The following is a 25,911-nucleotide window of genomic DNA, read 5'->3' on the forward strand; positions in this document are numbered from 1 at the left end:
TCAGGCGTGCGCGGCGCGGGCGGTGGCGGGGGAGCCGGCCCACACGCGCCACACCCGGGCGCCCAGCAGGAACGGCACCGTGAACACGGCCGCGTAGAACACCAGCACCTGCCACGTGAGCGTCGAGCTGACGGAGACCGCGCCGTCGTCGTTGGTGAACGTCGTGGTCGCGCCGAGGAACACCCGCTCGAGCGTGCCGCCGCCCATCTGCCCGATCGTGTCGAGCGTCCCGATGCCGTACGCGAACGCCAGGTACGCCACGGCGCCGACGGCGAGCGCGCCCCAGACGGCGCCCGTGGCCCAGCGGGGCACCGGTCGGCCGAGCTCGTTCAGGTAGGCGTCGGCCAGCACCCGGGGGTGCCCGAGGTCGGCGACCGCCGCCCGCATGCCGACCTCGGCCGCCGTGGCGGTCAGCTCGGTACGCAGCTCGCGCACGATCTGCTTGTCCTTCGGGTGGTCCTGCAACGCCCAGCTGAAGCGCGTCAGGTAGCGCTCGCGGACGAGGGTGTCGCGCAACGACGTGCTCATGAGGACTCCTTCGGGGTGGCGCGGGCGAGCATCAGCTCGACGGTGGTGGAGAGCTGCTGCCAGGACCGGGCGGTGCTCCAGAGCTGGTCCGTGCCGGCCGGCGTGGGGACGTAGTACTTGCGGGCCGGGCCCGCGCTGGAGGCGACGAGCCGCGACGAGATCTGTCCGTCGCGCTCGAGGCGGTTGAGCACCGGGTAGAGCGTTCCGGCGCTCAGGTCGTCGAGGCCGCCCTCGTGCAGGCGGGTGACCAGCTCGTACCCGTACGACTCGCGCTCGGTCAGCAGGGCCAGCACGAGCATCGGGAGCACTCCCTTGAGGAGCTGCGGGTCGCGGGGCTCGTCCATGCGTTCAGGCTATGCCCGCTAGTAGGTATAAGCAAGTAGTAGGTCACACCCGATTCACGACGACACGAGACGGGGTCCTACAGTGGGCGTCCGGCCTTGAGCTCGGCGACGAGGGACCGGACCACCGCGTCCAGCTCGCCCGCATGCCGGCGGGCGACCGCCCGCTGCCGCTGGTACGAGGCTCCCCGACGCAGGATGACCCGCACCTGCTCGAGCTCGGCCGCGCAGCCCAGCCGCTCGGCGACGGGCGCCAGCTCGACCAGCCAGCGACCGACGGCGTCCGTCACCAGCTCCTCGTCGCCGGCCGCGTTCGTGATGATGATCGCGTCCATGCCGTACCGCGCGGAGCGCCACTTGTTCTCCTGCGCGAACCACGGCGGCAGCGTCGGCAGGGTCTCGCCGCGGTCGAGCATCGAGGAGAAGTGCTCGACGAAGCAGTGGGTCAGGGCGGAGATCGCCGCGACCTCGAGCAGGTTCGAGGCGCCGTCGGCGATCCGCATCTCCAGCGTGCCGAACCGCGGTGACGGCCGGACGTCCCAGCGGACCTCGTCGAACTGGTCGATGACCCCGGTGTGCATCATGTCGCCGACGTACTGCTCGAGCTGGGTCCAGTCCTCGAACGCGAACGGCAGGCCGGCCGTCGGCAGCTGCTGGAACAGCAGCGCGCGGTTCGAGGCGTAGCCGGTGTCCCGGCCGCCCCAGAACGGGGACGACGCCGACAGCGACTGGATGTGCGCGAACACCGTGAGCATCGCGCGGGACAGCGGCAGGACCTTGGCGCGGTCCTCGATGCCGACGTGCACGTGCACCCCGTAGATCAGCATCTGCCGGCCCCACCACTGCGTGCGGTCGATGAGCGTGGCGTACCGCTGCTTGTCGGTGACCTTCTGCTGCGCCCAGTTGGCGAACGGGTGCGTCGCGCCGCCCATGATCTGGATGCGCAGGGGCGTCGCCACCGACTCGACCTCGTCCAGCGCCCGCTGCAGGTCGGCCGTCGCCTCGGCGATCGTGCGGCACTTGCCCGACCGGATCTCGACCGTGTTGAGCAGCAGCTCCTGCGTGATCAGGGGGTGCTCGCCACCGCCGGCGGGCTGGACGGCGGCGAGGATCGCCTCGGCGGCCTGCCGCAGGTCCCCGGAGTCGGCGTCGACGAGGGCGACCTCCCACTCGATGCCGACGGTGGACCGCTCCGAGTGCCCGAACGGGACGGTGACCGGCGCGGCCATCAGACCGGCTCCACCACGAGCACCTGCTGGCTGCCCGCCACGCGGGTGAGGATGATCGTCGCCCTGGTGCTGCCCCGCAGGTCCAGCTGGCGCCGGAGCTGCTCCGGGACGACCGCGGTGCCGCGCTTCTTGATCGTCAGGGTGCCCACGTCACGTCCTCGCAGGTACGTGCGGAGCCGCTTCAGGCCGAACGGCATGGAGTCGAGCACCCGGTAGGCCGTGGCCGTGGGGACGGGTACGAGGGCGTCGGACGTCACGTAGGCGATCGTGGCGTCCAGCAGCCGGCCGTGCACCTGCGCGGCGGTCTCGCCCACCAGGCCGGCGCGGATGACGGCTCCGTCCGGCTCGTACAGGTAGCCGCCCAGGGCGCCCGTCGGCGGCCTCTCCTCCGACGTCTGCTGCACGACGTGCGCCTCGCCGTCGCGCAGCACGAGAGCGGACCGTCCGGGCCCCTCCGGCGCCAGCGGGCCGAACCAGAGGCCGACCTCGACGACGTCGGAGTCCACCGAGACCCACTGCGCCTGCGCGTCTGCCGGCAGCGCGGTGTGCGGGATGCCGGGGCCCAGCTTCAGGCCGAGGGCCGGCACGCGTTCGCGGACGGCGAGGACGGCATCGAGCGACGGCTCGTAGGCGGCGGGGTCGAAGACGCGGCTTCCCGACGACGTCCGGCGGGCCGGGTCCGCGTAGACCCCGTCGATGCCCTCCGCCTCGAGGTCGAGCGCGAGACCGTCGCCGTGCCGCACCTCGGCGTCGGGGAAGTGCCGCAGGTTCACGGTGGCGATCGCGGCCGTGGCCTCGTCGACGTCCGTGGCAAGCACCCGCAGGCCGATGCCCGCGAAGGCCATCGCGTCCGCCCCGATCCCGCTGGTGAGGTCCGCGATCCGGGTGCTGCCCGCGTCGCGGAACCGCCGGGCGTGGTGCGCCCCCACGCTGAGCCGGGTGGCCTGCTCGAGCCCGGCCGCCGTGAAGAGCATGCCGTCCGCGAACGTCCCGAACTTCCCGGCGGCCTTCGCGCGCAGGCGGGACTGCGTCAGCGCGGCGGCCACCAGCGCCGGGTCGATCCCCTCGTCGCGCATCCGCTCCGAGAGCGCCAGCGTGCGGCTCTCGTCGTACGGCGGCAGCGCCGACAGCAGGGCCCAGCCCGCGGGGCTGAGCAGCTGGGCGATGCCGTCGCGATCCATGTCGCGATCCTCGCACGCAGCAGGTGCTCCGGGCGGGTCGTTGGCACTCGCCTTGACCGAGTGCTAACCGGTTCCTAGAGTGATGGCTGGCACTCTCCCGGTGAGTGTGCCAGCTGCGCTCCAGACCACGGCACCCGCGACGACGTGGTCGATGAGCGCGCACGAACCTCAGAGAACTACTCACATGCGAAGGGGAGGTCCGCTGTGTCGGTCTCCATCAAGCCCCTCGAGGACCGGATCGTCGTCAAGACGCTCGAGGCAGAGACGACGACCGCTTCCGGTCTCGTCATCCCGGACAGCGCCAAGGAGAAGCCCCAGGAGGGCGAGGTCCTGGCGGTCGGACCCGGCCGTGTCGACGACAACGGCAACCGGATCCCGCTCGACGTCGCCGTCGGCGACAAGGTCATCTACTCGAAGTACGGCGGCACCGAGGTCAAGTACTCGGGCGAGGAGTACCTCATCCTCTCGGCCCGCGACATCCTCGCGATCGTCGTCAAGTGAGCTGAGGGGCGCCTGCCCCCCGCTCGCTCGGAAGGCCCCCACGGCAGCTGCCGTGGGGGCCTTCCTGCGTCTTCGTGGCGGGAGCACGCCAGAGCCCCCTCCCCGATCGTGCCGACGGGGAGGGGGCTCTGGTCGAGCAGGTGGTCAGCCGACGCGGGTGGCGCGGCCCCGCTGGGCGAGCACCGCGGCGCGCTCGTCCTCGGAGAGGCCGCCCCAGACGCCGTACGGCTCGCGCACGGCGAGCGACTGGTTGAGGCACTCCTTGATCACCGGGCAGGTCGCGCAGATTGCCTTGGCGGCCTCGGCGCGGCGGCGGCGGGCAGATCCACGCTCGCCCTCGGGGTGGAAGAACAGGTCCTGGTCCTCGTCACGGCAGGCACCGTCGAACTGCCACTCCCACAGGTCCATCACCGGTCCGGGAAGGCGCGAGATCTCGGCCATGGGTTCCTCCTCAGTCGATCCGGTGCAGTGCCCGCGGTGGCGGCTGCGCCGGGAAGTCGTGAACACGGACGTCCGGTGATGTCCACCGGGGGTGACGCGTTGGAGAGGACGTTACAACCGCGCCAGAAGTTGTTCAAGACCGTGTCACACATTCGTGTGATGGCGCGATTGCCGATGTCGTCGCAGGTCGGCGTGTCGGCGGCGACACGCGTAGAGCGGGCCGAATCGCGTCGGCCTGGCAGAATCGCGCCATGGTGACGCGCGAGGACGACGAACCGGCGGCGGCGCCGACGCCCGCGCTGGCCGTCGCCGCGGTCGCCCGACGCCTCGGTGTCGCCCCCGCGACGCTGCGGACCTGGGACCGCCGGTACGGGCTCGGCCCGTCCGAGCACTCCGCCGGCGCGCACCGCCGGTACTCGACGATCGACGTGGAGCGGCTGCTGATCATGCGGCGGCTCACCCTCGACGGCGTGGCGCCCTCCGAGTCCGCGCGGATCGCGCTGGCGACCGACGTCGTCTCCGGACCCGCCACGAGCGCGCACGACGCGGCGCCCACGACGCCGACCGCCGTGGTCGACGCAGCGCTCGCGGGCGACGTCGCACGGTGCGCCCGGCTGCTCACGCTCGAGGAGAGCCCGGACGTCGTGCTCTGGTGGACGAGCCTGGTCGAGCCGGTCCTCGCGGCGCTCGCCCGGCGCACCGTCGTCGACCCGCCCGGAGTCGACGCGACCTTCGCGGTCCACGCCGGGGTGCTCGCCGCCCTCCGGGACCGGCCCGTCCCGCTCGGCGCCGCACGCCGGCCGGTCGTCCTGGTCCTGGTCGCCGCGCGCGAGGCCAGGCCGCTGGTCGCGCACGTCCTCGCCGGCGCGTTGGCGGCGCAGGGCGTCGACGCACGCATCGTCGGCGGGCCCGTGGGACCGCACCACGCGGTCGAGCTCACCGCGATGACCCGGGCGCGAGCCGTGGTCACGCTCGGGGAGCGCGTGGATGTCGACCTCGAGGTGGTGGACCGGCTGGCGAGCGAGCAGCCGGACCTCCCGCAGTTCGTGATGGTGCCGGACCGGGCCGCGGGAGCGGTCCCGCTCGGGCGCTCCGTGCACCGCGCTCGGACCTTCACCGGCCTGCTGCACGAGGTGCTGGCCGTGGCGACGGCGAGCGTGGACGGGTGAGATCGCCGCCGACCGGGGGAGACATTCCACCCAGGTGGCGCACGGGCGGACGAAGCCCCGCCCGGAGCGGGTGTGGTTCGCCTCTCCGGCTAACTTCTGCGTGATGCTCGGCCGATAAGACTCCAGGTGGCCCGCTCGGGGCCCGAGAGGGGAAACAAACATGGCGGGAGTCGTGGTCTGTCACGGCTCGGCGGTCGTTCGAGAGCGGCTCGTCGTGACCTCCATCGGCGTGCCCGCACTCGGTCCGGTCCGAGCGGCGTCGTCGGTGGACGAGCTGTTGAGTCTCGCGCGGCGGATGCCGCCGACAGTCGTGCTGCTGGACGCGCACCTCGCTGCGCCCGGTGCGATCGAGGCGATCCGTCGCCTGCGTGCGGTGGCGCCGTCGGCAGCCATCGTGCTGCTCGCGCTGCCGGACGACACGGTCGCGCTCGACCGGGCGCTCGCCCTCGGGGCGCGCGGCTTCCTCGCGCCCGACGTCGGCCGTGCCGAGCTCTCCGCGGTGGCGGCCCACGTGCTGGCCAGCCCCGTGCTGCCCGCGCAGCCCTCGACGCGGACGTCCGTGGACGTGCCCAGCCAGGGCAGCTTCCGGGCCAGCGACCTGCGCACTCCGTCGAAGGGCAACCCCACCGTCACCGCGCCCGACGCGAACGGTGCACCCGTCGGGGTGCCGACCACCGGCGCGATCCCGGGTGTCCCGCTGACCAAGCGGGAGATCGAGGTCCTCACCGGCATGAGCCACGGACGCTCGAACGCCCAGATCGGTGCCGAGCTCTACCTGTCCGAGGACACCGTCAAGACCCACGCGCGCCGGCTGTTCCGCAAGCTCGGTGCCAACGACCGCGCCCAGGCCGTCGCCATCGGTCTGCGCCGGGGCCTGATCCAGTAGGCGGGACCGGACCACGCGCGCGCCCGCGTATCCTTGCCGGATGACGGAGCACTCGCCTGCCGACCCGTTCGCCCGCATCGGGCTCACCTACGACGACGTGCTCCTCCTGCCGGGGGAGACGGACGTCATCCCGAGCGAGGTGGACACCTCCTCGCGCCTGACGCGCGAGATCTCCGTGCGCGTCCCGCTGCTGTCCGCCGCGATGGACACCGTCACCGAGTCGCGCATGGCCATCGCCATGGCGCGCCAGGGCGGTATCGGGATCCTGCACCGCAACCTGTCCATCGAGGACCAGGCCCACCAGGTCGACCTGGTGAAGCGCTCCGAGTCCGGCATGATCACCGACCCGGTGACGGTGTCGCCGGACGCGACGCTCGCCGAGCTGGACCACCTCTGCGGCATCTACCGCGTGTCCGGCCTGCCGGTCATCGCGGAGAACGGGCTCCTGCTCGGCATCATCACCAACCGCGACCTGCGCTTCGTGCCCCCGGGCGACTTCGAGACGCGCCGAGTCCGCGACATCATGACGCCGATGCCGCTGGTCACCGCGCCCGTCGGCATCGCGCGCGACGACGCCGCTGCGCTGCTGGCCAAGCACAAGATCGAGAAGCTTCCGCTGGTCGACGAGGCCGGCATCCTGCGCGGGCTCATCACCGTCAAGGACTTCGTGAAGTCCGAGCAGTACCCGGACGCGACCAAGGACGGCGAGGGGCGGCTCGTCGTCGGCGCCGCCATCGGGTTCTTCGGGGACGCCTGGGAGCGGGCCACCGCGCTGGTCGAGGCCGGCGTCGACGCGCTCGTCGTCGACACCGCGAACGGGCACGCGCGCCTCATGCTCGACATGGTCCGCAAGCTCAAGTCGGACCCGTCGACGCGCCACGTCCAGGTCATCGGCGGCAACGTCGCGACGACCCCGGGCGCGCAGGCGCTCGTCGACGCCGGGGTGGACGCCGTCAAGGTCGGCGTCGGACCGGGCTCCATCTGCACCACCCGCGTCGTCGCCGGCGTCGGCGTCCCGCAGGTCACCGCCATCTATGACGCCGCCCGCGCCTGCAAGCCGGCCGGCGTCCCGGTCATCGGCGACGGTGGGCTCCAGTACTCCGGGGACATCGCCAAGGCGCTCGTCGCCGGCGCCGACACGGTGATGCTCGGCTCGCTGCTGGCGGGCTGCGACGAGTCGCCCGGTGAGCTCGTGTTCGTCAACGGCAAGCAGTTCAAGCACTACCGCGGGATGGGCTCGCTCGGCGCGATGGCGTCCCGCGGCCGGATCTCCTACTCCAAGGACCGGTACTTCCAGGCCGACGTGTCCTCCGACGAGAAGATCGTGCCTGAGGGCATCGAGGGTCAGGTGCCGTACCGCGGCCCCCTGTCCGCCGTCGCGCACCAGCTCATCGGTGGGCTGCACCAGTCGATGTTCTACGTCGGGGCGCACACGATCCCGCAGCTGCAGGACCGCGGGAAGTTCATCCGGATCACCGCGGCCGGGCTCAAGGAGTCCCACCCGCACGACATCCAGATGACCGTCGAGGCGCCCAACTACACCGGCCGCTGAGCCGTCGATGACGGACCCGGCGGACTTCTACACCGGGCTCGTCGCCGAGCTGTACGCGCCGCTGCGGTCCTTCACGTCGGACCCGGCCGAGTACGCGTCGTTCATCGCGTCGTCCGGCGAGCCCGCGCTCGAGCTCGGCTGCGGCGACGGCGACCCGCTGCTCGACCTGCGCGCCCTCGGGCTCGACGTCGACGGGGTGGACTCGTCGGCGGACATGCTCGACCGGCTCCGTGCGACCGCGGCTGCCCGCGGTTTGTCGGTGTCCGTCCACCAGCAGCGGATGGAGGATCTCGACCTGCCGCGCCTCTACCGGTCGATCTTCCTGGCCGGCGCCACGTTCACCCTGCTCGCCACGGACGACCTCGCCCTGCGCGCGCTGCGGGCGATCCGGGCGCACCTCACCGACGACGGGACCGCGCTCGTCCCGCTCTTCGTCCCTGCACCGACACCGGCGGACCAGGTCGGGGCCTTCCGATCCGTCGTCACCGACGAGGGCGCGACGATCCGGGTGGGCGTGGTCGACGAGGACTGGGACGCCGCCACCCGGACGCGTCGGACCACGCTGCGCTACGAGCGGTCGACGGGCGCGGGCGTCGAGCGGGTCGACCGGGTGTGGCTGCTGCACTGGCACACACCGGCGGGCTTCAGCGCGCTGGCGGTGCAGGCCGGGCTCGTGGTGCTGGACGGGCCCGTCGACGGCGACGCGCAGGAGTTCACCGTCCGGCTCGGCCGCGCCGGCCCGGGCCGGTAGGCCCGGGCGACCACCCTCAGTCGCGGAACGTCTCGATCTGGGCGCCCAGCTCGACCAGGCGGTCCTGGAGCTGCTCGTAGCCGCGGGCGATGATGTCGACGTCGCGCAGCACGGAGGTGCCCTTCGCGGCGAGCATCGCGAGCAGGATGACGACCGCAGGGCGCAGGGCCGGCGGGCAGGAGACCTCGGCACCGGACCAGTGCGTCGGGCCGCTGACCTGCAGGCGGTGGGCGTCGAGGAGGCGGACGTCGGCGCCGAGCCGGGTGAGGTCGGTGAGGTGGATGGCTCGACCCTCGTAGACCCAGTCGTGGATCAGGGTGGAGCCCTCGGCGCACGCCGCGATCGCCACGAAGAACGGCAGGTTGTCGATGTTCAGCCCGGGGAACGGCATCGGGTGGATCTTGTCGATCGGGGCGCGCAGCTCGCTGGGGTGCACGGTGACGTCGACCAGGCGGGTGCGACCGTTGGCGGCGGAGTACTCGTCGGAGAGCGTGTAGCGCAGGCCCATCTCCGCGAGGGTCGCCAGCTCGATCTCCATGAACTCGATGGGCACGCGGCCCACGGTGATCTCGGAGCCGGTGACGATGCCCGCGGTCAGCAGGCTCATCGCCTCGACCGGGTCCTCGGACACGGCGTACTCGACGTCGGCGTCGATGGCCGCCAGGCCGTGCACCCGCAGGGTCGTGGTGCCGATGCCGTCGATGCGCACCCCGAGCAGCTCGAGGTAGAAGCACAGGTCCTGGACCATGTAGTTGGGGCTGGCGTTGCGGATGGTGGTCACGCCCTCGCGGCCGGCGGCGGCCATGATGACGTTCTCCGTCACGGTGTCGCCGCGCTCGGTGAGGACGATCGAGAGGTCCTGCGCACCGCCTCGCGTGACCAGCCCGTGGTAGTCGCCCGCGGTCGCGGTGACGTCCAGCCCGAAGGGCCGCAGGCCGATCAGGTGCGGCTCGACGGTCCGGGTGCCGAGGTCGCAGCCGCCCGCGTAGGGGAGCCGGAACTCGTCCTCGAGCCCGAGCAGCGGGCCCAGGAACATGATGATCGACCGGGTGCGGCGGGCGGCGTCGACGTCGATGGCACCGAGGTCGAGGTGCCTCGGGACGACGATCTCGAGGTCGCGGCCGTCCGTCGACCACGTGGCGCGGACACCGACGGACCGCAGCACCTCGACGATCCGGTCCACCTCGACGATGCGCGCGACGTTCCGCAGCCGCGTGGTGCCCCGGTTGAGCAGCGACGCGCACAGCAGCGCGACGGCGCCGTTCTTGCTGGTGTTGACGTCGATCCGCCCGCTCAGGGTCTGTCCGCCCTGCACGCGCAGGTGGGTCCGCTGGGGGCCGCCGAGCGTGACGATGGGGGAGTCGAGCGCGGCACCGATGCGGGTCAGCATCTCGAGGCTGACGTTCTGCGCGCCCTGCTCGATGCGGTGGATCGCGGACTGGCTGGTGGCCAGGCGCTCCGCGAGCTGGGCCTGCGTCAGGCCGCGGTGCTGGCGGGCCGAGCGGACCAGGGAGCCGACGTGCGCGAGCGGGTCCTGGATGACCGGGAAGGACCCGGTGCTCGTCGGAACCGGGGTGATGATCGTCGTCATGGGGACGACGTTAACTCATGGATGAGATATCGCCACGTCGTGGCGTGTCATCGAATCGGTCGGATCCGGCGTCGAGCGATCCTGCGAACTCAGCCGCGATATGACGAACGTCTCACCAGAGCGTGCCGACGGGCTCCCGCGTGGGCCAGACGTCGGCCGCTCCGGGTCCGTCGAAGCCCTGCTCGGCGCGCCACGCGTTGAAGCTCTCGGCCCACGCCTGGTACGCCGTCGACTGGTACTCGTGCAACGTGTCGAGGTCGAGCGTCGCGAGGTGCGGGAACCGTCCGACGATCCGCTCGAGCACGTCGAGCGTGGCGACGACGTCCACGTCGGCGGTGTGCAGGTTCCCGGACTCGACCACCTGGTAGTAGCCGCACAGGTCGACGAGCTTGCGCTTGCCCCGGCGTAGCTGGTCCTCCGCGCGGTCGAGCACCAGCGGGTCGATCACGGGGCGTGCGTCGCTGCACAGGCGGTCGGGCAGGGTCTTGAGGCGGTGCCGCCGCAGCTCCGCGTCGAGCAGGCACAGGTCGAACGAGGCGTTGTAGGCGACGACGGGGACGCCACCGCGCAGGGCCTCGGCCAGGTCGGCGGCGATCTCCTCCAGCGCCTCGCGCGGCGGGCGGCCGTGCGTGCGGGCGTGCTCGGTGCTGACGCCGTGGATGGCGGCCGCCGCGTCCGGGATGGGGACGCCGGGGTTGATCAGCCAGTTGCGGACGTGGGTGCCGGAGGCGTCGCGACGGACGAGGGCTGCGGTGACGATGCGGTCGTTGTCGACGTCGATGCCCGTGGTCTCGGTGTCGAAGCCGAGCAGTGGCCCGTCCGTCCAGCTCATCGTGTCGCGCTCCTTCGGTGCTCTCGTGCTGCAGCCAGACTCGCACCGACGTCTGACATTGCCGCGGAGGTGGCCCGCGTGCCGCGGTTCTTGTGGGTTCGGGTGGGTGGTCCGCGCCCCGGTAGCCTGGCCCGGTGAGCAACGAGATCGAGATCGGCCGCGGCAAGCGCGGACGCCGGGCCTACTCCTTCGACGACGTCGCGGTCGTCCCGTCACGGCGGACCCGTGACCCCGAGGAGGTCTCGGTCGGCTGGCAGATCGACGCCTACCACTTCGACCTGCCGATCATCGCGGCGCCCATGGACTCGGTGATGAGCCCGGCCACGGCGGTCGCGCTCGGCCAGGCCGGCGGGCTCGGTGTCCTCGACCTCGAGGGGCTGTGGACGCGGTACGAGGACCCGACGCCCCTGCTCGCGGAGATCGCGACGTTCGACAGCGCGCGCGCCACCGCCCGGATGCAGGAGATCTACGCGGCCCCGATCCAGCCCGAGCTGATCACCGCGCGCCTCAAGGAGATCCGCGCCGCGGGCGTGACCGTCGCGGGCGCCCTGTCGCCGCAGCGCACCAACGAGTTCTGGCGGACGGTGGTCGACGCCGGGGTGGACCTCTTCGTCATCCGCGGCACCACGGTCTCGGCGGAGCACGTGTCCGGCCGCGTGGAGCCCCTGAACCTCAAGCGGTTCATCTACGAGCTCGACGTCCCGGTCATCGTCGGCGGCGCCTCGACGTACACGGCGGCGCTGCACCTCATGCGCACCGGGGCTGCCGGCGTCCTGGTCGGCTTCGGCGGCGGCGCGGCGCACACGACGCGGCTGTCGCTGGGCATCCACGCACCGATGGCGTCGGCGGTCGCCGACGTGGCCGCGGCCCGGCGGGACTACCTCGACGAGTCCGGCGGCCGGTACGTGCACGTCATCGCCGACGGCGGCGTGGGCCGCTCGGGCGACCTGGTCAAGGCGGTCGCGTGCGGCGCGGACGCGGTCATGCTCGGTGCCGCGCTGGCCCGGGCCACTGAGGCGCCCGGCCGCGGCTGGCACTGGGGACCCGAGGCGCACCACCCGAAGCTGCCGCGCGGCGAGCGGGTCGAGGTCGGCACCGCCGGGTCGCTGGAGCAGATCCTGTTCGGCCCGGGTCACACCGCGGACGGCACCCTCAACCTCGTCGGCGCGCTCCGTCGCGCGATGGCCACGACCGGCTACTCGGACCTCAAGGAGTTCCAGCGGGTCGAGGTCGTGGTGAGCCCGTACCAGCCGCACTGACGCTTCCGACGACGCCCGGTGGCGCCCCGAAACGGGCGCACCCGGGCGTCTTTGTGTGTCCGGGTGAGTCGGCCATGACGTCCTGACCAGGCATGCTGCCCGAATCAACATTTGAATACCGCCGAATATGTCCGAATCTCTTGACATGGCGGTGTGATGGGGCGCACTCTGGACGAAGTGGACGCCGGTGTCAGGGCCGGCGCGCAGGACGACGGAGTCGATGTGTACGCACCCGAGCGGCACCAGCAGATCCTCGCCACGGCACGCGCCGACGGCCGGGTCGACGTGAACCGGCTGGCCGAGGACCTCGACGTCACCCCCGAGACCATCCGCCGCGACCTCACGGTGCTCGAGCGCCACGGGCTGCTCCGCCGGGTGCACGGCGGCGCCATCCCCGTCGAGCGGCTCGGCTTCGAGCCGGGCATCGCCGACCGCGAGGCACGCTTCGCCGGCGAGAAGGAGCGGGTGGCCAAGGCCGCGCTCGACGAGCTCCCCGACGGCGGCGCCGTCATCCTCGACGCCGGCACCACCACCGTCCGGCTCGCCGAGCTGCTGCCGTCGGACCGGGAGCTCACGGTGGTGACCCACGCGCTGCCCGTCGCGATGGTGCTGGCGATGCGGCCGAACATCACGCTGCACCTCGTCGGCGGCACGGTGCGCGGCCGGACGCTCGCCGCCGTCGGGTCGTGGGCGGAGCGTGAGCTGGCCGACATCCACGCCGACGTCGCGTTCCTCGGCACCAACGGGCTCAGCGTCGAGCACGGACTGACCACCCCGGACCTCGCGGAGGCCGCCGTCAAGCGCGCGCTCGTCGCCAACGCGCGCCGCACCGTCGTGCTCACGGACCACTCGAAGATCGGTCGCGTCGAGTTCGCCCACGTCGTGCCGCTGTCCCAGGTGGACACGATCATCACCGACAGCGGGGTCGAGCCCGAGCTCGTCGACGAGCTCGAGGCCGCCGGCCCGCGGGTGGTGACCGCATGATCATCACGCTGACCCCGAACCCGAGCCTCGACCGGGCCCTGGAGGTCGACCGGCTGCAGGTGGGCGAGGTCAACCGCGCCCACGGGGGCCACCTGCACCCCGGCGGCAAGGGCATCAACGTCTCCCGCGTCCTGGTCCGCCACGGAGTCCCGACCCTCGCGGTGCTGCCGACCGGCGGTGCCGACGGTGCCCGCCTGGTCGAGATGCTCGCCGAGATCGACGTGCCGACCCTCGCGGTCCCGCTCGTCGACCACACCCGCAGCAACCTCACGCTCGTCGAGGGCACGGGGGTGACCACGAAGGTCAACGCCCCCGGTCCGAAGCTCACGCCCGGTGAGGTCGACGCGCTGCTCTCCGCCCTCGAGACGCAGCTGGCCGCACAGCCCGGTGCGCTGGTCTGCGCGGGCAGCCTGCCGCTCGGTGCGCCGGAGACCTTCTTCGTGCAGGTCGCCGGACTGGCCGCCCGGTACGGCGTGCCGTTCATCCTCGACACCTCCGGACCTCCCCTGACCCGTGCCGTCCGGCAGGGCGGGCTCACGCTCGTCAAGCCCAACGACGAGGAGCTCGCCGAGCTCGTCGGGCGTGAGCTGTCCACCGTCGGCGACGTCGTCGGCGCGGCCCGCGAGGTCATCGCCGCCGGCACCCGAGCCGTCCTCGTCAGCCTCGGCGCGCACGGCGCGATGCTCGTCCTCGCCGAGGGTGTCTGGTGGGCGGGCGGTCCGCCGCTCGTGCCGCTGTCCACCGTCGGCGCGGGGGACTCGACCCTCGCCGGCTTCCTCACCGCGGACGGGTCGCCCGGCGACCGCCTGCGCACCGCGGTCGCCTTCGGCCGCGCGGCGGTCCTGCTGCCCGGCACCGCCGTTCCCGACCCCACCGACATCGACCTGGACGCCGTCCGGGTCGTGGAGAGCCCCGATCCCCGACTCGCCCTCAAGGAGCTGTGACGTGAGCACCCCGCTGATCACCCCGGACCTGGTCGCCGTCGACCTCGTCGCCACGGACCGCGACGACGCGACCCGCCAGCTGATCGACCTGCTGTACGCAGCGGGCCGAGTGACCGACGCCGACGGCTTCCACGCCGACGTGCGTGCCCGCGAGGCGCAGATGGCCACCGGCATGCCCGGCGGTATCGGCCTGCCGCACGCCCGGTCCAGCCACGTGACCGTGCCGAGCCTCGCGGTCGGCAAGGTCGCGGCCGGTGTCGACTTCGGCGCCCCCGACGGTCCGGCCACCCTGATCTTCCTCATCGCCGCCCCCGACGCGGGCGACGGCGACCACCTCAAGATCCTCGCGGCGCTCGCCCGCCGCCTGGTGCACGAGTCCTTCCGTACGTCCCTCAAGGACGCCCCCGACGCGGCCACCGTCGCGGAGATCGTCACCCGAGAGGTGGTCCCCTCATGAAGCTCGTCGCCGTCTCCTCCTGCCCCACGGGCATCGCGCACACCTACATGGCCGCCGAGGCCCTCGAGCAGGCCGGCAAGGCTGCCGGCCACGAGGTCCACGTCGAGACGCAGGGCGCGGCCGGCTCGACGCCGCTCGACCCCGCGATCATCGCGGCGGCCGACGGTGTCATCTACGCCGCCGACCTCGAGGTCAAGGACAAGGACCGGTTCGCCGGCAAGCCGTTCATCGACGTCGGCGTCAAGAAGGCCGTGCACGACGCCCCGGGCGTCATCGCTGCCGCCGTCGCCGCCGTCGAGGCTGGCGTGCCCGCGGGCGGTCCGGCAGCGCCCGCCGCTCCGGTGACCAAGGTCGACCGGAACGCGGGCGTCGGCACCAAGATCCGGCAGTGGCTCATGACGGGTGTCAGCTACATGATCCCGTTCGTCGCCGCGGGCGGGATCCTCATCGCCCTCGGGTTCATGGTCGCCCAGTTCGCAGGCGGCTCCGACGGCGTCATCGAGGTCACGTCGATCCCGGTCTCGCACCTGCTGAACGACTTCAACGCCACCGTCGGCATGGACTGGGCGGCGCTGCTCTTCCAGACCGGTGTGGTCGCCTTCGGGTTCCTGGTCCCGGTGCTGTCCGGGTTCATCGCCTACGCGATCGCCGACCGGCCCGGCCTGGTGCCCGGCTTCGTCGGTGGCGCGATCTCCGTCGCCGTCGGCGCCGGCTTCCTGGGTGGCCTGGTCACCGGCTTCATGGCCGGGTTCCTGGCCCTGTGGATCAGCCGCTGGAAGGTGCCCAAGGGCGTCCGTGGCGTGATGCCGGTGGTCGTCATCCCGCTGCTGTCGACCTTCGTGGTCGGGCTCGTGATGTTCCTCATCATCGGGCAGCCGATCGCGAGCCTCATGAACGGGCTGAGCAGCTGGCTCAACGGCCTGTCCGGCTCCAACCTGATCCTGCTCGGCGCCCTGCTCGGCGCGATGATGGGCTTCGACCTCGGTGGCCCGATCAACAAGGTGGCCTACACGTTCGCAGTGACGGGCCTGGCGACCGAGGGCCTCGCCACGGACGCCGTCCAGTACCGGATCATGGCCGCGGTCATGGCCGCCGGCATGGTGGCCCCGCTGGCCATGGCGCTCGCGTCGACCGTGCGCAAGAAGCTGTTCACGCACGCCGAGCAGGAGAACGGCAAGGCCGCGTGGCTGCTGGGTCTCTCGTTCATCTCCGAGGGCGCCATCCCGTTCGCGGCGGCCGACCCGTGGCGCGTCATCGTGTCCTCGCTCGTCGGCTCCAGCGTCACCGGTGCCCTCGTGATGGCGGTCGGCTCCGGCCAGCGCGCCCCGCACGGTGGCATCTGGGTGCTGCCGCTCATCTCGAACCCGCTCGGGTTCCTCATGGCCGTCGCCGTCGGCACCGTGATCTCCGCCGGCCTCGTGATCGCCCTGAAGAGCGCCAAGCCGAACGAGATCGTCAAGGCCGAGCAGGCCGCCGACGCCCAGGCGCTCGTCGCCACCGCCGCCTGATCCATCCACCCGCCGCCCGGCACCGTGGCCGGGCGGCCCCCGATCGGAGACCTCTCATGCCTCAGCGCACCGTCGCCGTCGCCTCGCGCGTCGGCCTGCACGCCCGCCCCGCCATGCTCTTCACGCAGGCCGTCGCCGAGACCGGGCTGCCCGTCACCATCGCCCGCCCGGACGGTGAGCCGGTCGACGCCGGCAGCATCCTGTTCGTCATGTCGCTCGGTGTCCCCAGCGGCGAGGTCGTCACCCTGACCGCCGAGGGGGAGGGGGCCGACGCCGCGCTCGACGGGCTGGTCGACCTCCTGGCGACCGACCTGGACGCGGAGGAAGCATCATGAGTGCTGCGAGCACGGCCGCCCTCGGTCACGTGCTCCAAGGGGTGGGCGTCGGTCGCCGGGCAGTCGTCGGGCCCGTCGCCCAGGTCCGGCCCGCGCCGCACGTCGCCGCCGACGCGCCCCTGCTGGTCGACGGGGTCCCGGCCGACATCCCGACCGCGCACGCCCACGTCGAGCAGGCGTTCTCCGACGTCGCCGCGAGACTGCGGGAGCAGTCGGGGCGGTCCACCGGCACGGTGAAGGACGTCCTCGCGGCCACCGCGCAGATGGCCGACGACAAGGCCCTGCGGAGTGGCGTGCTGCAGCGGATCGACGCCGGCGAGCCCGTGGTCAGCGCCGTCGACGGCGTCGTCGAGATGTTCGCGACGATGTTCGAGCAGGCCGGCGGCTACCTCGCGGAGCGCGTCACCGACCTGCGGTCCGTGCGCGACCGCGTGGTCGCTGCCGCCCTGGGCCTGCCGGCGCCCGGCGTGCCGTCGCTGGACCGGCCGTCCGTGATCGTCGCCAAGGACCTCGCTCCCGCCGACACGGCCGCGCTCGACCTGGCGAACGTCCTGGCGATCGTCACCGAGCTCGGCGGACCCACCGGCCACACCGCGATCATCGCCGGGCAGCTCGGTCTCCCGTGCATCGTGCGGGTCGCCGGTGCAACGGCGCTCCCCGACGGCGTGGACGTGGCCGTCGACGCCGCCGACGGCACGGTCACTCCCGACCCGTCCGAGGGTCAGCGTGCCGAGCTGGAGCGGCGAGCGACCGTCGAGCGGACGCTCGAGTCGGACACGGCACCCGGCGCCACCGCCGACGGCCGGGCGGTCGCGCTGCTGGCCAACATCGGCACCGCCGAGGACGCCGCCCGCGTCGCCGGCGGTGGCGTCGAGGGCGTCGGCCTGTTCCGGACCGAGGTGCTGTTCCTGGAGAGCACCACGGCGCCGACGCTTGAGGCCCAGGCCGCCGTCTACACACGCGTGCTGCGCTCCTTCGGTGACCGCAAGGTCGTCGTCCGCACGCTCGACGCCGGCGCGGACAAGCCGCTGGCCTTCGCGACGCAGCCCGACGAGGAGAACCCGGCGCTCGGCGTGCGCGGCTACCGCCTGGTGCGCACCCATCCCGAGCTCCTGGACACCCAGCTCGAGGCCCTCGCGCACGCGCAGGCCGAGACGGGGACCACGCCCTGGGTCATGGCGCCGATGATCGCGACGGCCGCCGAGGCGCGCGAGTTCGCCCGCCGGGCACGCGCGGCCGGCGTCGCCACGGTCGGCGTGATGATCGAGGTGCCGGCCGCGGCCCTGCGCGCGCAGGAGATCCTCGCCGAGGTGGACTTCGTCTCCCTGGGCACCAACGACCTCGCGCAGTACGCGATGGCGACCGACCGCCTGCGCGGCGAGCTGGCCGACCTGCTGGACCCGTGGCAGCCGGCCGTCCTCGACCTGGTCAACGCGACCGCCCGTGCGGGGCTCCAGGCGCGCAAGCCCGTCGGAGTCTGCGGGGAGTCCGCGTCCGACCCGGTGCTCGCGCTGGTGCTCGTCGGGCTCGGCGTGACCAGCCTGTCGATGTCCGCGGGGGCCGTCCCCGCGGTCCGGTACGCCCTGCGCCACCACACCACCGCCGAGTGCGCCACGATGGCGGCCGCCGCGCTCGCGGCACCCTCGGCGGTCGAGGGGCGGGCCGCCGTGGTCGGGCTGCTGCACGCGGACGTGCGGGAGACGCTGGGCGTGTAAGCGCTGCAGGCTCAGCGTCTAGGGGCGACAGGCCGGGAGAGGGCACGCGCGCGGTTTTCTGCGGTCGCGCGCGTACCCTCGCCGGTATGGCGCACGACCCGGGACACATCGAGCTCCACGACCCTGAGACCGACCCGCTCGCGACGTACGTGCTGGAGCCGGACGACGTCCGACCACTGCTACGACGCGTGGTCACCTCGCCCGGCGCGGGGGCGTTCACGTCGCACGCGCCGTTCACGGGCAGTCCGATCGCCGCGATCCCGCTCTCGACGCGGGACGACGTCGCCCGCGCCGCGAAGAGCGCGCGGGCAGCGCAGCGGCTCTGGGCAGCCCGCCCGCTGCGCGACCGCACGGCGGTGCTGTCCCGCGTGCACGACCTGGTGCTCGAGCGCCAGAGCGACGTGCTCGACCTCATCCAGCTGGAGTCCGGCAAGGCGCGGGTCTCGGCGTTCGAGGAGGTCTGCGACATCGCCCTGGTCGCCCGGCACTATGCCGCGCGCGCCGGCCGGTACCTCGCGCCCCGTCGGGTCCCGGGACTGCTCCCCGGCCTGACCAGCGTCCGCGTGCTGCGGCACCCGGTGGGGGTCGTCGGGATCGTCGCCCCCTGGAACTTCCCGCTGACCCTCACGCTCGGCGACGTGCTGCCCGCGCTGGTCGCCGGCAACGCCGTCATCCTGCGGCCGGACCCGCAGACGGCTCTCACGTCGCTGTGGGCCGCGGAGCTCCTGGAGGAGGCCGGGCTTCCCGACGGGCTCCTGCAGGTGGTCGTCGGCGACGGGCCGACCATCGGTGCGGCCGTCGTCGAGAACGTCGACCACGTGAGCTTCACCGGGTCCACCCGCACGGGCCGCGTCGTCGCCGCGCAGGCGGGGGAGCGGCTGGTGTCGGCCACGCTCGAGCTGGGCGGCAAGAACCCGATGTACGTCGCCGAGGACGTGGACGTCGAGGTCGCCGCCGAGGGGGCCGTCCGTGCCTGCTTCGTCGGTGCCGGGCAGGTCTGCGTGAGCATCGAGCGGATCTACGTGCACGAGGACGTGGCCGACGAGTTCACCGCGGCCTTCGTGCGCCGGACGCGCGAGGTGCGCCTCGGCTCGGGGCTCGACTACCGCTCGGACATGGGCTCGCTGACGTCCGCGGCGCAGCTGGCCACCGTCGTCGAGCACGTCGAGGACGCCGTCGGGCACGGCGCGACGGTGCTCACCGGGGCCGTCCACCGCGCCGACCTGGGGCCGTGGTTCTACGAGCCGACCATCCTCACCGACGTGCCGAACGAGGCGCGGCTGGTGCGCGAGGAGACGTTCGGGCCGGTCGTGAGCATCTACCGCGTGGCCTCCGACGACGAGGCCGTCGCGGCGATGAACGACAGCGACCTCGGCCTGAACGCCAGCGTCTGGACCGCGGACACCCGCCGTGGTGCGGCGATCGCCGCGCGGGTGCGGGCCGGGACCGTGAACGTCAACGAGGGGTACGTGGCCACCTGGGGCTCCGTCGCGGCGCCGCAGGGTGGCGTCGGGACGTCAGGCATCGGCAGCCGGCACGGGCGCGAGGGCCTCTGGGAGACCACCCGGGTGCAGACGGTCGCGGTCCAGCACGGCGCGCACGGCGTCCTCGGCGCCCCGGGCGTCGGCCTGCACCGCCTCTTCGACCTGGGCACCGACACCTGGCCCCGCGTCTACACGGAGGTCCTGCGCACGATGAAGAAGCTCCGCCTCCCGTAGCGCTCAGTGGGTTCAGGCGTGGCCCGTGGCAGCGGGGGCCGGGTCGGACTCGTCGCTCGTGCCCTCGTAGCCGGCCGTCTCGATCGTGTCGATCGCCTGGCGGGCGATCGCGAGCTCCTCGTTGGTCGGGACCACCATCACCAGGGTGCTGGTCCAGTCCGGGGAGATGATCGTCGGCTCCTTCTTGCGGCCCGCGTTGCGGTCGGCGTCCACCGCGATGCCCAGAGGCTCCAGACCCTCGAGCGCGCGGGCGCGGACGATGTCGTCGTTCTCGCCGACGCCCGCCGTGAACGTGATGACGTCGACCCGGCCGAGGACGGCGTAGTAGGCGCCGACGTACTTGCGCAGCCGGTGCAGGTAGACGTCGAGGGCCAGCGCGGCGTCCTCGTCGCCTGCGTCGACCAGCGCGTGCAGCTCGCGGAAGTCATTCTCGCCCGCCAGCCCCTTGAGCCCGGAGCGCCGGTTGAGCAGGTCGTCCACGTCGTCGACCGACAGCCCGGCGTTGCGCTGCAGGTGGATGAGCACGGCGGGGTCGATGTCGCCCGACCGGGTGCCCATGACCAGGCCCTCCAGCGGGGTCATGCCCATCGACGTCTCGACGGCGACACCACCGCGGACCGCCGACGCCGACGCCCCGTTCCCCAGGTGCAGCACGATCTGGTTGAGGTCCTCGAGCCGGCGACCGAGCACTCGCGCGACCTTGCCGGACACGTACTGGTGCGACGTCCCGTGGAACCCGTACCGGCGCACCCCGTGCTCGCGGGCGACGTCCTTGTCGATCGCGTACGTGGCGGCCGCCTCGGGCAGCGTGCGGAAGAACGCGGTGTCGAACACGACGACGTGCGGCACGTCCGGCAGCAGCTCGCGGGCCACCTGGATGCCGGTGAGGTTGGGCGGGTTGTGCAGGGGAGCCAAGGGGGAGAGGGCGTCGATCTGGGCGACGACGTCGTCGTCGACGATCACGGGCGAGCCGAAGACCGCCCCGCCGTGCACCACCCGGTGGCCGACCGCCACCACGTGCGCCTGGGCGAGGTCAGGCCCGACCTCCTCGAACAGGGCGAGCACCGCGCGCAGGCCGGCGCCGTGGTCGGCGACCGGGTCCGTCCGCTGCGTCGTGCTGCCGGCGTACGTGTGCTTCACGGAGCCCTCGTCCTCGCCGATCCGCTCGACGATGCCCGAGGCGATCGCCTCGCCGCCGACGGGATCGACCAGCTGGTACTTGATCGACGACGAGCCGGAGTTCACGACGAGCACGGATCCCGGGTGGGCCGGGGCGGTGGGGCTCATGAGGGGTCCTCTGCTTGCGCCTGGATCGCTGTGATGGCGACGGTGTTGACGATGTCCTGCACCAGCGCACCTCGCGACAGGTCGTTGACCGGCTTGCGCAGACCCTGCAGGACGGGGCCGATGGCGACCGCCCCCGCGGAGCGCTGCACCGCCTTGTAGGTGTTGTTCCCGGTGTTGAGGTCGGGGAACACGAATACCGTCGCCCGTCCGGCCACGGCCGAGTCCGGCATCTTCGTCTTGGCCACGGAGGCGTCGACGGCGGCGTCGTACTGGATCGGCCCCTCGACGGACAGGTCGGGGCGCCGCTCCCTGACGAGCGCTGTCGCTGCGCGGACCTTCTCGACGTCCGCGCCCGAGCCCGACTCGCCCGTGGAGTAGGACAGCATCGCGATGCGCGGCTCGATGCCGAACTGCTGGGCGGTGCCCGCCGACGAGATCGCGATGTCGGCCAGCTGCTCCGCGGTCGGGTCCGGGATGACGGCGCAGTCGGCGTAGACGAGGACGCGGTCCTCCAGGCACATGAGGAACGCGCTCGAGACGCTGGAGACGCCCGGGCTGGTCTTGATGATCTCGAACGACGGCTTGATGGTGTGCGCCGTGGTGTGGGCCGCTCCGGAGACCATGCCGTCGGCGAGCCCGAGCTGGACCATCATCGTGCCGAAGTACGACACGGAGGAGACGATCTCCCGCGCGCGGTCCACGGTCATGCCCTTGTGCTTGCGCATCTCGGTGTACTCGACGGCGAACCGCTCGAGCAGCTCGCCGTCGTGCGGGTCGATGATCGCGGCGGCGTCGAGGTCGAGCCCCAGCTCCGTCGCGCGGGCGCGGATGGCCGGCTCCTCGCCGAGGATCGTGAGGTCCGCGACGCCGCGCTGCAGCAGGGTCGACGCAGCACGCAGGATCCGGTCGTCGCCGCCCTCGGGGAGCACCACGTGCTGGCGGTCGGAACGGGCCCGGTCCAGCAGCGCGAACTCGAACATCAGCGGGGTGACCACCTCGGGCCGCTCCACGTCGAGCGCGGCCAGCAGCGCCGAACCGTCGACGTGCTGCTCGAACAGCGACAGCGCGGTGTCGACCTTGCGCTGCGAGTCGGCGGTGAGGCGCCCGTGCGTGTCGCCGACGGCGCTCGCGGACCGGAAGGTGCCCAGCTCGGTGGACAGGATCGGCAGCCTGCTCCCGAGCCCGTTCACCAGACGGGTGATCAGCGGCTCCGGACGGAACCCGCCGTTGAGGATGATCCCGGCGAGCGACGGGAACCCTTCGGCCTGGTGCGCCATGAGCAGGCCGAGCAGCACGTCCGAGCGGTCGCCGGGCGTGATCACGACCGACCCGTCGGTCAGCTTGCCCAGCAGGTGCTCCACGGACATGGCGCCGACGATGACGTCGAGCACCTCGCGCGACAGCAGCGCCTCGTCGCCGGCGATCAGGGTCCCGCGCACGGCCTCCGACAGCTGACGGACGGTCGGGGCGGTCAGCAGGGAGTTCTCCGGCACCGCCCACGACGGCAGCCCGGTGCCGTCCCGCAGGGCGTCGCGGACACCGCTGACCGAGCCCGGGGCGCACCGGTTGGCCACGACGGAGACCACCTGGGCGTGGTTGGCGTGCATCTCCGTGACGACGATGTCGGCCACCTGCGCAACGACCGCGGGCTTGCGGTGGCTGCCGTTGATGACGAGCACGACCGGCGCCCCGAGGTTCGCGGCGATGCGGGCGTTGTAGGCCAGCTCGGTGGGCCCGGCGACGTCCGTGTAGTCGGTGCCGACCACCACGACGGCGTCGCAGCGCCGCTCGACGTCGTGGTACCTGGCCACGATCTGGGCGAGCGCCGCCTCGTGGTCCTCGAGCACCTGCTCGTACGTCACGCCGACGCACTCGTCGTAGGTGAGGTCGACCCCGTCGTGGTGGAGCAGGAGCTCGAGCACGTAGTCACGGACGTCGGTCGACCGGGCGACCGGGCGGAACACCCCGACCCGTTGGACGGTGCGGGCCAGCAGGTCCACCAGGCCGAGCGCGACCATGGACTTGCCGGAGTCCCCTTCGGGGGACGTGACGTAGATGCTGCGGGCCACGGTGGGTGTCTCCGATGCGGTGCGGGTTGCGGTGCGGGACCGTGGGGCGGGCAGCGGCGCCCGCCCCACGGACAACTGGGGTGCTACTCGTTGTCACCGCCGGTCGACAGCGTCGCCGCCACCTGGCCCTCGTCGGCGGCGTCGGCAGCGTCGGGCCAGACCCACTCCTTGACCTCGGGCAGGTCGTCGCCGTACGCGCGGGTGTACTCGCGCGCCCGCAGGCGCTCGTCGACCATCTTCTGCCGCAGGTTGGCCTGCGAGCTGCCGAGGGACGGCACGTTGTCGATGACGTCGATCACCAGGTGGAACCGGTCGAGGTCGTTGAGCATGACCATGTCGAACGGCGTCGTCGTCGTGCCCTCCTCCTTGTAGCCGCGCACGTGGATGTTGCTGTGGCCGTGGCGGCGGTAGGTGAGCCGGTGGATGAGCCACGGGTACCCGTGGTACGCGAAGATCACCGGCCGGTCGTCGGTGAACAGCCCGTCGAACTGCGCGTCGGACAGCCCGTGCGGGTGCTCCCGCGCGTCCTGCAGGCGCATGAGGTCGACCACGTTGATCACGCGCACCTTCAGGTCCGGCAGCTCGCGGCGCAGGATGTCTGCCGCAGCCAGCACCTCGAGCGTCGGCACGTCGCCCGCGCAGCCGAGCACGACGTCCGGCTTCTCCCCGTGCACCTCCGAGCCCGCCCAGTCCCAGATGCCCAGACCGCGCGTGCAGTGCGCGATGGCCTGGTCCATCGTCAGGAAGTTCGGCGCCGGCTGCTTGCCCGCGACGACCACGTTGACGTACTGCCGGCTGCGCAGGCAGTGGTCGTACGTCGAGAGCAGCGTGTTGGCGTCCGGCGGCAGGTAGACGCGGACGACCTCGGCCTTCTTGTTGACCACGTGGTCGATGAACCCCGGGTCCTGGTGGCTGAAGCCGTTGTGGTCCTGCCGCCAGACGTGGCTGGACAGCAGGTAGTTGAGGCTCGCGATCGGGCGCCGCCACGGGATGTCGTTGGTGACCTTCAGCCACTTGGCGTGCTGGTTGAACATCGAGTCGATGATGTGGATGAACGCCTCGTAGCAGTTGAACAGGCCGTGCCGCCCGGTCAGCAGGTAGCCCTCGAGCCAACCCTGGCACTGGTGCTCGCTGAGCATCTCCAGCACGCGGCCGGCGCGGGCCAGGTGCTCGTCGACGTCGGCGCCGAAGAACTCCGCGTTCCACTGCTTGTCCGTGGTCTGGAACACCGACTGCAGCCGGTTCGACGCGGTCTCGTCGGGACCGAAGATCCGGAAGTTGTCCGGGTTGAGCCGGATGACGTCGGTCAGCCAGTCGCCCAGCACGCGCGGCGCCTCGCTCATGGAGCCACCCGGCACCGGCACGTCGACCGCGTACTCGCGGAAGTCCGGCAGGCGCAGGTCCTTGAGCAGGATCCCGCCGTTGGCGTGCGGGTTGTCGCTCATCCGCAGGGCTCCGGTCGGAGCGAGCGCGCGGATGTCGTCGTGCAGTCGGCCGTTCTCGTCGAACAGCTCGTTGACCCGGTACGACTCGAGCCACTGCCGCAGGACGTCCAGGTGCTCGGGGGTGTCCCGCGCGCTCGCCAGCGGCACCTGGTGCGCCCGCCACGACCCGGTGGTCTTCTTGCCGTCGATGTAGTCCGGCCCCGTCCAGCCCTTGGGGGTCCGGAACACGATCATCGGCCACTGCGGGCGCTGCTCGTTGCCCGCGTGCGCGCTGCGCTTGATCTCCGCGATCTCGTCGAGCACCTCGTCGAGCAGCGTCGCGAACCGGCGGTGGACGTCGTCGTGCGACTCGTCGTCGAAGCCTGCGACGAACATGTGCGGCTTGTGGCCGTAGCCCACCATGAGCGCCTCGAGCTCGTGGTCGGGGATGCGGGCCAGCACGGTCGGGTTCGCGATCTTGTACCCGTTGAGGTGCAGGATCGGCAGGACGACTCCGTCGTTCTCGACGTTGACGAACTTGTTCGAGTGCCAGCTCGTGGCCAGCGGGCCGGTCTCCGCCTCGCCGTCGCCGATGACGGTCGCGACGAGCAGGTCGGGGTTGTCGAACGCGGCGCCGTAGGCGTGGCTCAGCGCGTAGCCCAGCTCGCCGCCCTCGTGGATGGACCCCGGTGTCTCGGGGGCCACGTGGCTGGGGATGCCACCCGGGAACGAGAACTGGCGGAAGAGCCGGTGGATGCCCTCGGTGTCCTCGGTGATGTCCGAGTAGAACTCCGAGTACGTGCCGTCGAGATAGGCGCTCGCGACCAGCCCCGGGCCGCCGTGGCCCGGGCCGGTGACGTAGATGGTCGACTGCTCGCGCTCCGCGATCGCGCGGTTCAGGTGCGCGTACAGGAAGTTCAGCCCCGGGGTGGTGCCCCAGTGGCCGAGGAGCCGCGGCTTGACGTGGTCGCGTGTGAGCGGCTCCCGCAGGAGCGGGTTGTCCAGGAGGTAGATCTGACCCACCGACAGGTAGTTGGCGGCCCGCCACCACTTGTCGATGCGGGCCACGGTGTCGGCGTCGACCACCGTGCCGCTCCCGGTCTGCCACGTATTGCGTGCCGACGTCGTCGTGCTCATGCGCGCTCCCCAGTCGTCGTTCCGGCATGCCACCGGCGCGGTGTCAGCCTCCCGTCGGGCGCGCGGCGCGGA

General features: G+C 72.4%; 23 protein-coding genes. 13 read left to right on the top strand and 10 right to left on the bottom strand.

Annotated elements, in window-relative coordinates:
• From J2X26_RS06260 to J2X26_RS06275, 4 genes are all read right to left on the bottom strand, one after another.
• Entirely contained in the window at positions 1-528 is a 528-nt protein-coding gene (locus J2X26_RS06260; RefSeq protein ID WP_307490747.1) for a hypothetical protein, read from the bottom strand.
• Positions 525-872, bottom strand: coding sequence for a PadR family transcriptional regulator (locus J2X26_RS06265; protein WP_307490748.1), 348 nt, complete (start codon positions 870-872; stop codon positions 525-527). The genes J2X26_RS06260 and J2X26_RS06265 overlap by 4 nt, the downstream gene beginning before the upstream one ends.
• A 77-nt stretch (positions 873-949) precedes the next feature.
• Positions 950-2,098, bottom strand: a complete 1,149-nt coding sequence (locus J2X26_RS06270) for a glutamate--cysteine ligase (protein WP_307490749.1) — start codon at positions 2,096-2,098, stop codon at positions 950-952.
• Positions 2,098-3,279, bottom strand: a complete 1,182-nt coding sequence (locus J2X26_RS06275; RefSeq protein ID WP_307490750.1) for a class I SAM-dependent methyltransferase — start codon at positions 3,277-3,279, stop codon at positions 2,098-2,100. The genes J2X26_RS06270 and J2X26_RS06275 overlap by 1 nt, the downstream gene beginning before the upstream one ends.
• A gap of 204 nt (positions 3,280-3,483) precedes the next feature.
• On the opposite strand from J2X26_RS06275, the gene groES reads away from it, so the two are divergent.
• Positions 3,484-3,780, top strand: coding sequence for a co-chaperone GroES (gene groES, locus J2X26_RS06280; RefSeq protein ID WP_055912235.1), 297 nt, complete (start codon positions 3,484-3,486; stop codon positions 3,778-3,780).
• 144 nt (positions 3,781-3,924) lie between these two features.
• Here the strand turns inward: groES and J2X26_RS06285 are convergent, their stop codons facing one another.
• Positions 3,925-4,221: a WhiB family transcriptional regulator gene (locus J2X26_RS06285; RefSeq protein ID WP_307490753.1), complete on the bottom strand. Its 297-nt coding sequence runs from the start codon at positions 4,219-4,221 to the stop codon at positions 3,925-3,927.
• 251 nt (positions 4,222-4,472) lie between these two features.
• Here J2X26_RS06285 and J2X26_RS06290 point away from each other — a divergent pair, with 251 nt between their 5' ends.
• The 4 genes from J2X26_RS06290 (at position 4,473) to J2X26_RS06305 (ending at position 8,579) form a co-directional block, all read left to right on the top strand.
• Positions 4,473-5,390, top strand: coding sequence for a MerR family transcriptional regulator (locus tag J2X26_RS06290; RefSeq protein WP_307490755.1), 918 nt, complete (start codon positions 4,473-4,475; stop codon positions 5,388-5,390).
• Positions 5,391-5,550: 160 nt separating this feature from the next.
• On the top strand, positions 5,551-6,276 hold the full coding sequence (locus J2X26_RS06295; protein WP_307490756.1) for a response regulator transcription factor: 726 nt from the start codon (positions 5,551-5,553) through the stop codon (positions 6,274-6,276).
• Between the two features lie 40 nt (positions 6,277-6,316).
• A complete protein-coding gene (gene guaB / locus J2X26_RS06300) occupies positions 6,317-7,828 on the top strand; it encodes an IMP dehydrogenase (protein ID WP_055912242.1) in 1,512 nt (503 codons plus the stop codon).
• Between the two features lie 7 nt (positions 7,829-7,835).
• Positions 7,836-8,579 (top strand): class I SAM-dependent methyltransferase, encoded by a 744-nt coding sequence (locus J2X26_RS06305; RefSeq protein ID WP_307490758.1) that lies wholly within the window; start codon positions 7,836-7,838, stop codon positions 8,577-8,579.
• A 16-nt stretch (positions 8,580-8,595) separates the two neighbouring features.
• Here J2X26_RS06305 and J2X26_RS06310 read toward each other — a convergent pair whose 3' ends face one another.
• Together J2X26_RS06310 and J2X26_RS06315 are read right to left on the bottom strand one after the other, a co-directional pair.
• Positions 8,596-10,170 carry a helix-turn-helix domain-containing protein gene (locus J2X26_RS06310; RefSeq protein ID WP_307490760.1) on the bottom strand — a complete coding sequence of 525 codons (1,575 nt, stop codon included), beginning with the start codon at positions 10,168-10,170 and terminating at the stop codon, positions 8,596-8,598.
• 112 nt (positions 10,171-10,282) lie between these two features.
• Positions 10,283-11,002 carry an exonuclease domain-containing protein gene (locus J2X26_RS06315; RefSeq protein ID WP_307490762.1) on the bottom strand — a complete coding sequence of 240 codons (720 nt, stop codon included), beginning with the start codon at positions 11,000-11,002 and terminating at the stop codon, positions 10,283-10,285.
• A gap of 134 nt (positions 11,003-11,136) precedes the next feature.
• Here J2X26_RS06315 and J2X26_RS06320 point away from each other — a divergent pair, with 134 nt between their 5' ends.
• From J2X26_RS06320 to J2X26_RS06355, 8 genes are all read left to right on the top strand, one after another.
• Positions 11,137-12,261 carry a GuaB3 family IMP dehydrogenase-related protein gene (locus tag J2X26_RS06320; RefSeq protein WP_055912249.1) on the top strand — a complete coding sequence of 375 codons (1,125 nt, stop codon included), beginning with the start codon at positions 11,137-11,139 and terminating at the stop codon, positions 12,259-12,261.
• Between the two features lie 222 nt (positions 12,262-12,483).
• On the top strand, positions 12,484-13,245 hold the full coding sequence (locus tag J2X26_RS06325) for a DeoR/GlpR family DNA-binding transcription regulator (protein WP_307490764.1): 762 nt from the start codon (positions 12,484-12,486) through the stop codon (positions 13,243-13,245).
• Positions 13,242-14,189 carry a 1-phosphofructokinase gene (pfkB, locus tag J2X26_RS06330; protein ID WP_307490765.1) on the top strand — a complete coding sequence of 316 codons (948 nt, stop codon included), beginning with the start codon at positions 13,242-13,244 and terminating at the stop codon, positions 14,187-14,189. Before J2X26_RS06325 ends, pfkB begins: the two co-directional genes overlap by 4 nt.
• Before the next feature lies 1 nt (position 14,190).
• Positions 14,191-14,646: a PTS sugar transporter subunit IIA gene (locus J2X26_RS06335; protein ID WP_307490767.1), complete on the top strand. Its 456-nt coding sequence runs from the start codon at positions 14,191-14,193 to the stop codon at positions 14,644-14,646.
• Complete coding sequence (locus J2X26_RS06340; protein ID WP_307490768.1) at positions 14,643-16,154, top strand: PTS fructose transporter subunit IIC; 1,512 nt, start codon at positions 14,643-14,645, stop codon at positions 16,152-16,154. The genes J2X26_RS06335 and J2X26_RS06340 overlap by 4 nt, the downstream gene beginning before the upstream one ends.
• Before the next feature lie 56 nt (positions 16,155-16,210).
• Complete coding sequence (locus J2X26_RS06345; RefSeq protein WP_055912255.1) at positions 16,211-16,489, top strand: HPr family phosphocarrier protein; 279 nt, start codon at positions 16,211-16,213, stop codon at positions 16,487-16,489.
• On the top strand, positions 16,486-18,204 hold the full coding sequence (ptsP, locus tag J2X26_RS06350; protein WP_307490771.1) for a phosphoenolpyruvate--protein phosphotransferase: 1,719 nt from the start codon (positions 16,486-16,488) through the stop codon (positions 18,202-18,204). Before J2X26_RS06345 ends, ptsP begins: the two co-directional genes overlap by 4 nt.
• Positions 18,205-18,290: 86 nt before the next feature.
• A complete protein-coding gene (locus J2X26_RS06355; RefSeq protein WP_307490772.1) occupies positions 18,291-19,922 on the top strand; it encodes a succinic semialdehyde dehydrogenase in 1,632 nt (543 codons plus the stop codon).
• A gap of 12 nt (positions 19,923-19,934) precedes the next feature.
• On the opposite strand, the gene J2X26_RS06360 is transcribed toward J2X26_RS06355, so the two are convergent.
• The 3 genes from J2X26_RS06360 to J2X26_RS06370 form a co-directional block, all read right to left on the bottom strand.
• Positions 19,935-21,209 (bottom strand): acetate/propionate family kinase, encoded by a 1,275-nt coding sequence (locus tag J2X26_RS06360; protein ID WP_307490773.1) that lies wholly within the window; start codon positions 21,207-21,209, stop codon positions 19,935-19,937.
• Complete coding sequence (pta, locus tag J2X26_RS06365) at positions 21,206-23,278, bottom strand: phosphate acetyltransferase (protein ID WP_307490774.1); 2,073 nt, start codon at positions 23,276-23,278, stop codon at positions 21,206-21,208. Before pta ends, J2X26_RS06360 begins: the two co-directional genes overlap by 4 nt.
• A gap of 83 nt (positions 23,279-23,361) precedes the next feature.
• The gene (locus tag J2X26_RS06370; protein ID WP_307490776.1) at positions 23,362-25,839 is read right to left on the bottom strand and encodes a phosphoketolase family protein; all 2,478 of its coding nucleotides are present in this window, start codon (positions 25,837-25,839) and stop codon (positions 23,362-23,364) included.
• Between the last annotated feature and the right edge of the window lie 72 nt (positions 25,840-25,911).

The sequence above is a fragment of the Cellulomonas humilata genome (genome assembly GCF_030814415.1).
Taxonomy (GTDB): domain Bacteria; phylum Actinomycetota; class Actinomycetes; order Actinomycetales; family Cellulomonadaceae; genus Cellulomonas; species Cellulomonas humilata_A.

Excerpts from the sequence above, each read along its gene's own strand:
- J2X26_RS06310 (WP_307490760.1), bottom strand. The coding sequence starts at position 10,170 with ATGACGACGATCATCACCCCGGTTCCGACGAGCACCGGGTCCTTCCCG.
- J2X26_RS06290 (WP_307490755.1), top strand. The coding sequence starts at position 4,473 with ATGGTGACGCGCGAGGACGACGAACCGGCGGCGGCGCCGACGCCCGCG.
- J2X26_RS06305 (WP_307490758.1), top strand. The coding sequence starts at position 7,836 with ATGACGGACCCGGCGGACTTCTACACCGGGCTCGTCGCCGAGCTGTAC.
- guaB (WP_055912242.1), top strand. The coding sequence starts at position 6,317 with ATGACGGAGCACTCGCCTGCCGACCCGTTCGCCCGCATCGGGCTCACC.
- J2X26_RS06270 (WP_307490749.1), bottom strand. The coding sequence starts at position 2,098 with ATGGCCGCGCCGGTCACCGTCCCGTTCGGGCACTCGGAGCGGTCCACC.
- pfkB (WP_307490765.1), top strand. The coding sequence starts at position 13,242 with ATGATCATCACGCTGACCCCGAACCCGAGCCTCGACCGGGCCCTGGAG.
- ptsP (WP_307490771.1), top strand. The coding sequence starts at position 16,486 with ATGAGTGCTGCGAGCACGGCCGCCCTCGGTCACGTGCTCCAAGGGGTG.
- J2X26_RS06340 (WP_307490768.1), top strand. The coding sequence starts at position 14,643 with ATGAAGCTCGTCGCCGTCTCCTCCTGCCCCACGGGCATCGCGCACACC.
- J2X26_RS06315 (WP_307490762.1), bottom strand. The coding sequence starts at position 11,002 with ATGAGCTGGACGGACGGGCCACTGCTCGGCTTCGACACCGAGACCACG.
- J2X26_RS06295 (WP_307490756.1), top strand. The coding sequence starts at position 5,551 with ATGGCGGGAGTCGTGGTCTGTCACGGCTCGGCGGTCGTTCGAGAGCGG.
- J2X26_RS06370 (WP_307490776.1), bottom strand. The coding sequence starts at position 25,839 with ATGAGCACGACGACGTCGGCACGCAATACGTGGCAGACCGGGAGCGGC.
- J2X26_RS06265 (WP_307490748.1), bottom strand. The coding sequence starts at position 872 with ATGGACGAGCCCCGCGACCCGCAGCTCCTCAAGGGAGTGCTCCCGATG.
- J2X26_RS06355 (WP_307490772.1), top strand. The coding sequence starts at position 18,291 with ATGGCGCACGACCCGGGACACATCGAGCTCCACGACCCTGAGACCGAC.
- J2X26_RS06275 (WP_307490750.1), bottom strand. The coding sequence starts at position 3,279 with ATGGATCGCGACGGCATCGCCCAGCTGCTCAGCCCCGCGGGCTGGGCC.
- J2X26_RS06260 (WP_307490747.1), bottom strand. The coding sequence starts at position 528 with ATGAGCACGTCGTTGCGCGACACCCTCGTCCGCGAGCGCTACCTGACG.
- J2X26_RS06285 (WP_307490753.1), bottom strand. The coding sequence starts at position 4,221 with ATGGCCGAGATCTCGCGCCTTCCCGGACCGGTGATGGACCTGTGGGAG.
- J2X26_RS06360 (WP_307490773.1), bottom strand. The coding sequence starts at position 21,209 with ATGAGCCCCACCGCCCCGGCCCACCCGGGATCCGTGCTCGTCGTGAAC.
- J2X26_RS06345 (WP_055912255.1), top strand. The coding sequence starts at position 16,211 with ATGCCTCAGCGCACCGTCGCCGTCGCCTCGCGCGTCGGCCTGCACGCC.